Origin of the sequence: Poseidonibacter ostreae (assembly GCF_009208075.1) — a bacterium.
In the GTDB taxonomy this organism is placed as follows: Bacteria; Campylobacterota; Campylobacteria; order Campylobacterales; family Arcobacteraceae; genus Poseidonibacter; species Poseidonibacter ostreae.
Map to the genome: position 1 here is coordinate 59,391 of NZ_WFKJ01000010.1, position 10,413 is coordinate 69,803.

The window sequence follows — 10,413 nt, forward strand, 5'->3', positions numbered from 1 at the left end:
ATACGCTTTATTTTAATTTAAGATTCTTTAATCTTAATGCATTTAATATAACAGAAACAGAACTAAAACTCATTGCTGCTGCTGCAATTATTGGTGATAATAATATGCCAAAAAATGGATATAGTATTCCCGCTGCAATTGGAACGCCTGCAGTGTTATAAATAAAAGCAAAGAACAAGTTTTGTCTTATGTTTTTCATTGTTCCTTTACTTAATTTATATGCTTTTAATATACCATTTAAATCACCTTTTATTAAAGTAATCTCAGCACTTTCAATAGCAATATCAGTACCTGTACCCATTGCAATTCCTACATTAGCAGCAGCCAATGCTGGTGCATCATTTACTCCATCTCCTGCCATAGCTACAATTTTTCCTTGTGATTGTAATCTTTTTATTACAGATAGTTTATCTTCTGGTAAAACATCAGAATAAACTTGAGTTATAGAAAGTTTACGAGCAACTGCATTTGCAGTAATTTTATTATCTCCTGTTAACATTACAACATTAATCCCGAGATTATGTAAGTTTGATATTGCTTCTTTACTAGAATCTTTAATTGGGTCAGAAATAGAGATAAGTCCTGCTAAAATATTATCAATAGCAATAAAAATAACTGTTTCTCCATTTTCTCTTAATGTATTAGCTTTGTTAATTGAATCTATTAAATCAATATTTAAACCTTCTATTAACTTTAAATTTCCTAGAGCAATGGCTCTTGAATCAACTTCACCTGTAACTCCTTTACCTGTTATGTATTCAAAGTTATCAACTTCTAAAATATCTAACTTATTTTCCTTTGCTTTTTTTATAATAGCATCAGATAAGGGATGTTCACTATTTTGTTCAATTGTTGCAGCAAATTTTAAAATATCATTTTCTTTAAAGTTATTTAAACTTACTATAGAAGTTATTTGAGGTTTACCTAATGTTAAAGTACCCGTTTTATCAACAACAACGGTATCAATATTTTCCATAATTTCTAAAGCTTCTGCATTTTTTATTAGTACACCTTCTAATGCCCCTTGTCCAGTACCAACCATAATAGAGATGGGTGTTGCTAAACCTAATGCACAAGGACATGCAATAATTAATACAGCAACTGCATTTACTATTGCAAAGGCAATACTAGGTTCTGGACCAAAAAAATACCAAATGATATAAGTAATAATGGATATTCCAATAACAGCAGGTACAAAATACCCAGATACAGTATCTGCGACTTTTTGAATAGGTGCACGACTTCTCTGTGCTTGTGCAACCATTTCGATAATTTGAGAAATTAATGTATCTTTACCAATTTTAGTTGCTTTCATAAAAAATACACCCGTTCCATTTACTGTAGCACCTATAACTTTATCATTAATATTTTTCTCTACAGGAATTGCTTCTCCTGTAATCATAGACTCATCAATATTACTTTTTCCTTTTGTAATATGACCATCTACGGGTATCTTCTCCCCTGGTTTTATTTTAAGAATGTCATCAAGTTGAATATCTTCAACATCAATGAAGTCTTCACTATTATCTTTGTTAATCCTAATGGCCTTAGATGGTACAAGGTTTAGTAACATCTTAATAGCAACATTTGTTCGTGATCTTGCTCTAAGTTCTAGTACTTGCCCTAATAAAACTAATGTAATAATAACGCCTGCTGCTTCAAAATAAACAGGTACCGTTCCCTCATCTGTACGTAAATCTATAGGGAATAGCATAGGAAAGAATAAAGCAATAACACTAAAAATCCAAGCAACACTAACACCTAGTCCAATTAATGTAAACATATTTAAATTTCTATTTACAACAGAAGAATACGCTTTAACATAAAAATTCCATCCTCCCCAAAGGACAATAGGTGTTGCAAGAAAGAATTCAATATATTGAATTGTAGACATTGATAAACTAGAGGGTAAAATATTTTCAGTTAAATCAGCAAGCATTGCTAAAATAAATAAAGGGATAGCCAATATAGTACTTATCCAAAATCTTTTTGTCATGTAATCTAATTCATCAGTATTTTCTTCAGTTATATTTTCAATACCCATTGGTTCTAATGCCATACCACACTTAGGACAATCACCAGGTTTGTTAGTAATAATCTCAGGATGCATAGGACAAGTATATTTTGTATCTTTATCCGCTTCTACATGAGTTTTATTTTCATTTAAGTGATGATGCTCATGTCCAGAATGAGTATTCTTATTATGCTGTTTAGCTTCTTTTACTAAATAAGATGAAGGGTTTTTTTCAAACTTAGTTAAACAATTTTGACTACAAAAATAATATTCTCTTTCATCAAAAGACATATTAAAATCCATTGTATCTTTAACATTCATCCCACATACAGGATCTTTTACATCAATTCTATTCATTTGTATTCTCTTTACTATTATTGTTGTTATGGTGATGGTGTTTACCATGCATGAACATGTGCATGATTGGACATAGAAGTAATATTAATGGCCAAAATCCAATTAATATATTCATTGCGTTATCTGAAAAGTAAAAAATAATACCAACAAGTATAATTGTTCCTATAATAATTTTCTTCATGATCTATTTCCTTTGTATTAATAAAATGTATTTTATAATTCGTCTTTTAAAGCTTTATACTCTTCAATTGAAATTTCTCCTCTAGATAATCTTTCTTTAAGAATCTCTTCATTTGATACATTCTTCTTTTCATCTTTAAAATAGATAATTGTAAATAATACAACTACTAAAGTAAACAATATAAACATTATTTCAAAGTGACTTAATCCCTCTAAATTCATATAATCTAACATCTTTAATCCTTTTTATTTTATATTTATATTATAGGGGTTTAGAATGTAAGGAACGTGGAGAACATAATAAAAAAATTAAACTAAAAAAAAGCTCCTAAGTCAACGTAGGAGCTTTTTATAAAAGAATATTTGGAGGACTATTTAATTTCTAGTTCACATTCTTTTTGTAGTTTAAGAATATCTCTTCTTTTCCAAATAAAATAAATTGCAGGTAATACTAGTAATGTTAAAATAACAGAACTAAGCATACCTCCTACCATCGGAGCTGCAATTCTACCCATAACCTCTGATCCCGTACCTGTACCATAAAGAATAGGTAATAAACCGGCAATAATAGCAGCAGCTGTCATCATAACAGGTCTAACTCTCATTCCTGCACCATGAAGAACGGCATGTCTAAGTGTCTCTTCTCTTGGAAGTACATCTTGACTAGCACATTTCTCAATCATTGCATTATATGCTTGGTTCAAATAAACTAACATAATTACACCAATTTCAACAGAAACTCCAGCTAGAGCAATAAATCCAACTGCAACTGCAACTGAGAAGTTATAGCCTTGAAGGTACATCAACCAAATACTACCAACCATGGCTAAAGGTAATGTTCCCATAATCATTGCAACTTCTATAAAGTTACGGAAATTGATATATAATAAAATAACTATAATCATAAGTGTTAATGGTACCACATATGTTAATTTTTCTTTTGCTCTTTCCATATATTCATATTGTCCTGACCATCCAATAGAATATCCTGCTGGTAAGTCTAGTTTCTCATTCACAGTAGCTTGTGCATTTTTTACATAACTACCTATATCAACACCATCAATATCAATAAATGACCATCCGTTAAGTCTTGCGTTCTCACTTTTAATTCCAGGAGGTCCATCTTCAACATAAACTTTTGAAACATCTCCTAAAGTAAGTCTTTGTCCACTTGGTGTAATTATTGGTAATAAAGATAATTGTTCAGGAGAATTTCTGTAATCCTGAGGGTATCTTAAATTAATAGGATATCTTTCTAATCCTTCAACTGTTTGAGAGACATTCATTCCTCCAACTGCAGTAGAAACTATTTTTTGAAGATATGCTATATTAAGACCATATCTCGCTGCTTTTTCTCTTTGTATATCAACTTTAATATATCGTCCACCTGCAACTCTTTCTGAATAAACAGAAGTAGTTCCTGGAACATCTTTAATTATAACTTCTAAATCTTTTCCTATTTGTTCAATAATTTTAAGATCAGGACCAGATATCTTAATACCAATTGGAGTCTTAATTCCTGTTGCTAACATATCAATACGAGTTTTAATAGGCATAACCCACGCATTTGTAACACCAGGTAGTTTTACAAGAGCATCAAGTTCTTTTTTCAAACTTTCTGTTGTTGTTCCCTCTCTCCATTCACTTTTTGGTTTAAGTTGAATAAATGTTTCTATCATAGTAAGAGGTGCTGGATCTGTCGCTGTCTCTGCTCGTCCTACTTTTCCAAATACTGTTTCAACTTCTGGTACAGTTTTAATTAGTTTATCTGTTTGCTGTAATAATTCTCTTGCTTTACCAATTGAAATACCAGGATATGTTGTTGGCATGTACATTAAATCACCTTCATCTAAAGGTGGAATAAATTCACTTCCAATTTTGTCTAAAGGCCATAACCCAATACCTAATATAATTACTGCAATTGCCAGAACCATTTTTGGAAATTTTAATACAGCTTTTAAAACTGGCATATACCCAGCAGTTAACATCTTATTAATTGGATTTTTATGTTCTGGTAAAACTTTTCCTCTAATAAAATATCCCATTAATACAGGTATTAATGTAATTGCAAGTGCTGCTGATGCAGCCATTGCATAGGTCTTTGTGAATGCTAATGGTGCAAACATTCTTCCCTCTTGTGCTTCAAGAGTAAATACAGGAATAAAACTAACTGTAATAATTAATAAACTAAAGAATAATGCCGGACCAACCTCACTAGCAGATTCAGCAACTACTCTCCATCTATTTTCTTTTGTTAAAGGTGTTTTTTCCATATGCTTATGCATATTCTCAATCATTACAATGGCACCATCAATCATAGCTCCAATTGCAATTGCAATTCCACCTAGAGACATAATATTTGCATTAAGTCCTTGCATATACATTATGATAAATGCAACTAAGATACCTACGGGTAAACTTATTATTGCTACTAATGATGAACGTACATGAAATAAGAAGATAATACAAACAAGTGCAACAACACCAAATTCTTCAAGTAACTTAAATGTTAAGTTATCAACCGCACTCTCAATTAGTTTACTTCTATCATAAACAGGTACAACTTCCACACCTTCAGGTAAACCTTTTTTTAAGTTCTCAATCTTTTCTTTTACAAGGTTAATTGTTTTTTGTGCATTCTCCCCATATCGCATAACGACAATTCCACCAACAGTTTCACCTTCACCATTAAGTTCTGCAATACCTCTTCTCATTTGAGGTCCAACATAAATTTCTGCAATATCTTTTAGAAGAAGGGGTGTTCCATTTACATTCATTCCTAAAGGAATATTCCCTATATCTTCTTTATTTTCTAAATAACCAGTAACTCTTACCATATATTCTGCTTCTGCCATCTCTACAACAGAAGCACCTACTTCTTGATTACCTTGTTTAATTGCAGTATGAATAAGAGAAAGAGGTATATTAAATGCTCTTAACTTATCTGGATCAATTTTTACTTGATACTGCTTAACCATACCACCAAGTGCGGAAACTTCAGATACTCCGGGTACGGTTTGTAATTCATATTTTAAAAACCAATCTTGCAAACTTCTTAATTGACTAATATCATGTTTACCAGTTTTATCAACAAGTGCATATAAATAAACCCAACCTACACCAGTTGCATCTGGACCAAGTTGAGTCTTGGCATTAGCAGGTAACGAGGAGGCTACTTGACTTAAATACTCTAAAACTCTACTTCTTGCCCAATATAAATCTGTTTTTTCATCGAAAATTACATAAACATATGAATCTCCAAAAAATGAGTAACCACGTACAGTTTCTGCACCAGGAACTGATAACATAGCCGTAGTAAGAGGATATGTTACTTGATCCTCAACAACTTGAGGAGCTTGTCCTGGATAACTCGTTTTAATAATTACTTGAACATCTGATAGATCAGGTAATGCATCTACTGCAGTATTTTTAACTGAAAAAAGTCCAGCACCTACTAGCATAATTGTTGCTAACAAAACGAAAAAACGGTTTTTAACGGACCAATAAATTATAGATTTAATCATAATTATTCTCTTTCTTCACTAATGTTTCATTGACATTTTTACATCAGTAATAATATATTTATTATCTTCAGTTTTAGTAATCTCAATATCCATTGACATATCTTTTTTGAACTTTGAAAAATCTAATTTATCTGATACTTCAAAGTTCATAGTCATAGATGGCCATTCCCAATTAGGAATTTCACTATGAGTTACTTTTAAAGCATTATCTTCTGGCATGATATTAACTATTGTAGCTTTTGCCCATTCTTTTGGTAATTTTCCAGATATCTTTACATCAGTAATAATATATTTATTATCTTCAGTTTTAGTAATCTCAATATCCATTGACATATCTTTTTTGAACTTTGAAAAATCTAATTTATCTGATACTTCAAAGTTCATAGTCATAGATGGCCATTCCCAATTAGGAATTTCACTATGAGTTACTTTTAAAGTATTATCTTCTGGCATGATATTAACTATTGTGGCTTTGGTCCATTCTTTTATTTGCTTATCATGATTCATTGATTCCATATTTGACATAGAATCATTATCTTCAAGAGCTGACATACGCTTAAAATCGGAAGTTTTACTTGATTCTGAATCTAATAAAAATTGTGCAGAGGTAACAACACGTTCACCTTCTTCAACTCCAGATAAAACTTCAGCGTACTTGTCGCTGAATTTACCAATTTTTACATTTACTGATTTAAAACTACCTTCCCCTAGTGCTAATACAAGTCTATTTGAATTTCCTGTACGAATCACTGCTTCTTTTGGTACAACAAGAACACTTTTTTCATTTTGTCCATGTATTGCAACTTGAGCAAACATTCCTGGTTTTAATAACTCATCTTTATTCTCAAATTTTAATCTAACTTTTATCGTACGTGTTTTAATATCAAGAGTAGGGTAAATATAATCAACCGTTCCTTTCCACTCTTTACCTGGTAAATAATCTAATGTCATATCAACGGGTAAACCAATTTTTATTTCAGAGGCTTGTCTTTCAAATATTTCTGCATTAACCCAAACTTGTTTTAACGTTCCAATTGACATTATAGTTGTACCTGGTTGTACAAAAAAACCTTGACGTATTTTAAGGTTATCAACAACTCCATCTTTAGGAGAATAGAAAGTAATAGTTTGTCTTGCTTTTCTAGTTCTTTCTAATTGCTTAATTACAGAGTTTGGTATTTGTAATGCTCTTAATCTATTTTTTGATGCATTTACAAGACGAGGATTCTTTCTTTTAAGAGCTAATAAAAATTCTTCTTGTGCATTAACCATTTTGGGAGAATAGATTTCATAAATTGCTTGTCCCTTCTTAACAGTATCCCCAGATGCTTTTACGTAGAGTTTTTCAATCCATCCGCTTACTCTAGGATGAATATGTATTAATTGATCTTCATCATAATTAACATAGCCCACAGTATTTACTTGTGTATGAAGAGTTCTATTATCAACTAAACCTGTTCTTACTCCTAAATTATTTACTACAATGGGTGAAATTTTTACTGTTCCTGGACCTTCATCTGGTCCTCCACTAGTATTTTCATAGAACGGAATTAAATCCATTCCCATAGGAGATTTTCCAGGCTTGTCTCTTTTGTAGTTTGCATCCATAGGGGCAACCCAATAAAGTGGCTTTTTCTCAACAGTTTCACTTTTATTTGTAGGACTTTGATTAGTATTCTTTTCTAAAGAAGTTAATCCAATATAAGTAAATCCTCCACCTAAAACAATTCCTATTATTAAAGAGCTAATTTTCATAAATTACTTCCTTCTTTACCTACTGTATTAATTATTTCTTCAGCATTTGTTGCAAATAAATAGTTATAGTTAATGATATTTTTTTGTATTTCTACATTAATATTTAGCATATCTATTTTTGCATTTAATTGTGTTATTCTTGACCTTACAACATCTGCAAAGTCACCTTCATCGTTTGTATACGCTGTTAATGTAGCTTCAACCTCTTCATTTATTTGTGGAATTAATTTATTTTTATAAATTGAATATCTATCTTTTAATCTCAATAAATTTACTTTTGTATTTTCAAAAGAAGCTACATGTTTTCTAAGTTGTGTAAACTTTTCTGTCTTTACAGATTTTAAATTTAATATAGCAGTCTGAAGTTCTTTATCCTGTTTATTTTTTGTAAAGATTGGGATATCAAATGAAACTCCTATTGAGAGTAAGTCTGATCTACTTTTCCCCATTAAATCATCACCTCTATATCCATAACTAGTATTAACACCAAATTGAGGTTTGTATTTTTCTTTAGATAAAAGAACCCCTTTCGAAACAGATTTTATTTTTTGATCAATATTCTTAATTGAAGGATGTTCCGAAAATATAGTAATTAAAGTTTGTGAATTTATATTACTGTTTAACGTTGCTTTGTTAATCATTTTAATATTTGGAAGTTCTTTTGGTAAAGTTAAATTAGAATATTTGAATACATTCTCTCCGTCCGAGAAAGTATAAAGCCATTCAGATATCTTAGATAAAAATTCATCTTTATTTTGTTTTAACACAGTTATCTTATCATCTAATTTAGTTAACTCTAATTGTGCTCTTATAATATCTTGTTGTTTAGATCTTCCTATTGTTGTACTATAACTTGATTCTGCTACATCAATTAATCGTTCAAAAAGAAAGAGATTATTCTTAATTAAAGAAATACTTTCTTGTGCTTTGTATGCATTTAGCCATAACTGAGATATTTTTGCTGTTAATTTACTCTTTCTGTCTTCTCTTTGATATGGAAATTGACTTGCTTTTAATTTGAGTTGTTCTTGTTTTATTTCTAAACTATCACCTCTTGGAAACATTTGAGAAACACCTATTTTTAATTGAGTCATACCTTCTTGGTTAAAATCAAACCCATCTGTTGGTAAATTTAAAGCGCCAATTGTAATTTTTGGATCGGCATAAGAAGCAATAGATATGCTATTGGATTCAATTGCTTCTTGTGCATACTTATTCCCTATTATCCACGAATCATTAATTAAAGATAGATTTACTACTTGCTCAAGTGTTAATTTATTTTGATTAGTAATATCCAATTTATCAAGTTCGAGTGAAAAACTTGATGAGATTAGTAAAGATGTTACTAATAATGATCTATAAATCATTTTATATGTACACTATTTTTTGTTTTATGAATTAAACCATCACTCGTTTTAAATATTAATTCATATGCCCATTCTCCATGCATACTAAAGTTGATATTTGTATTATATTTATTTCCTTTTATTCCTGCATTTTCGGTAAATTCCATACCAGGCATTGAAGGCATAGAGAACTTAATATTTACTATTGCATTTTTTATATCTTTCTTATTTTTTAATATTGAGATTGTCATATCATTTTTACCGTCTTTTAATGGTTTAATTGAACTTATAGTAGTTTGATAACCGTCTACAACTATTGTATGATGATAAAGATTCAGACTACTATTTGACATATTAGATTTTTTATGGTTTATGTTCATTGTTTCATGATCCATATCTTTCATATGATTTGTCATTTTACCTTCATGCATATGATCACCTGTATGATCTCCACTTGCATATAATGAACTACTTGCGACTAGACTTAATCCTATCACTACTTTTAACATTCTATTCATAATTTTTCCTTCATATTTTAATACAGATGGATTATAATTTCTTTTTATGGAATGAACGTGTAGATAAAGATTAATTTTTTCTATCTAAGTTACTATAGGTATAAGCTATGACTGAATTTCTTCAGACAAATAAAATAAAACTATAGAAGCAAGTGTATAACACATGAAAAATATTTAATGCTAAAGAATGTAAGTATTTAAAAATATTAATTTGTAATATTACAAATCATATCTTTAACAACTTTTTCCATTGTATTAAGTGCAGCTATACCTTGATTGATTGATTTATCAAGATTCCCACAATCATATTTTATTGTTTCACTATTAAGTACAGGACATATATTGTTGTACTCACCTGTACAAAGCCTTGATTCACTTTTCTTTGTTTGAGTAAGACCAGAAGCAGTTACACCTCTTACATTATTATCAGTAGTAACACTTGTATATGTTTCATACCACTCTACCATGCAATATTCAGGGTCAATATGTTTAAAATTAACTGATGTTGTATCATTATTAGTAATTAAATTCCCATCTTTATCTTTATATACAGTAGTATAAGAAATATCCCTTTGATTATTTGTATCTACACTAATATTTGATTTTGTTAGTTTAATAAAAATGCCAATGAATAAACTAAATATAGATATCGAAAATATGATTGAAGTGAAAATGACTACACCAATGAAAAAATACTTTATAACTGAAGAAAATAAGTA

At 30.0% G+C, this 10,413-nt stretch carries 8 protein-coding genes; all 8 read right to left on the reverse strand.

The genetic code is table 11. The features are described 5' to 3' along the window. Positions 1 to 7: 7 nt before the first annotated feature. Positions 8 to 2,371, reverse strand: a complete 2,364-nt coding sequence (locus GBG18_RS05115; RefSeq protein WP_152188996.1) for a heavy metal translocating P-type ATPase — start codon at positions 2,369 to 2,371, stop codon at positions 8 to 10. Further along, a complete protein-coding gene (locus tag GBG18_RS05120; RefSeq protein WP_152188998.1) occupies positions 2,364 to 2,552 on the reverse strand; it encodes a DUF2933 domain-containing protein in 189 nt (62 codons plus the stop codon). Before GBG18_RS05120 ends, GBG18_RS05115 begins: the two co-directional genes overlap by 8 nt. Before the next feature lie 32 nt (positions 2,553 to 2,584). After that, on the reverse strand, positions 2,585 to 2,785 hold the full coding sequence (locus GBG18_RS05125; RefSeq protein WP_152189000.1) for an SHOCT domain-containing protein: 201 nt from the start codon (positions 2,783 to 2,785) through the stop codon (positions 2,585 to 2,587). A gap of 137 nt (positions 2,786 to 2,922) precedes the next feature. Beyond that, complete coding sequence (locus GBG18_RS05130; RefSeq protein WP_152189001.1) at positions 2,923 to 6,075, reverse strand: efflux RND transporter permease subunit; 3,153 nt, start codon at positions 6,073 to 6,075, stop codon at positions 2,923 to 2,925. Between the two features lie 18 nt (positions 6,076 to 6,093). Continuing rightward, positions 6,094 to 7,830 carry an efflux RND transporter periplasmic adaptor subunit gene (locus tag GBG18_RS05135; RefSeq protein ID WP_152189003.1) on the reverse strand — a complete coding sequence of 579 codons (1,737 nt, stop codon included), beginning with the start codon at positions 7,828 to 7,830 and terminating at the stop codon, positions 6,094 to 6,096. Beyond that, complete coding sequence (locus tag GBG18_RS05140) at positions 7,827 to 9,197, reverse strand: TolC family protein (protein WP_152189005.1); 1,371 nt, start codon at positions 9,195 to 9,197, stop codon at positions 7,827 to 7,829. Before GBG18_RS05140 ends, GBG18_RS05135 begins: the two co-directional genes overlap by 4 nt. Then, positions 9,194 to 9,694, reverse strand: coding sequence for a FixH family protein (locus tag GBG18_RS05145; RefSeq protein ID WP_152189007.1), 501 nt, complete (start codon positions 9,692 to 9,694; stop codon positions 9,194 to 9,196). Before GBG18_RS05145 ends, GBG18_RS05140 begins: the two co-directional genes overlap by 4 nt. A gap of 206 nt (positions 9,695 to 9,900) precedes the next feature. Further along, positions 9,901 to 10,413: hypothetical protein (locus GBG18_RS15305; protein WP_193311075.1), on the reverse strand; the 513-nt coding region annotated here is incomplete at its 5' end.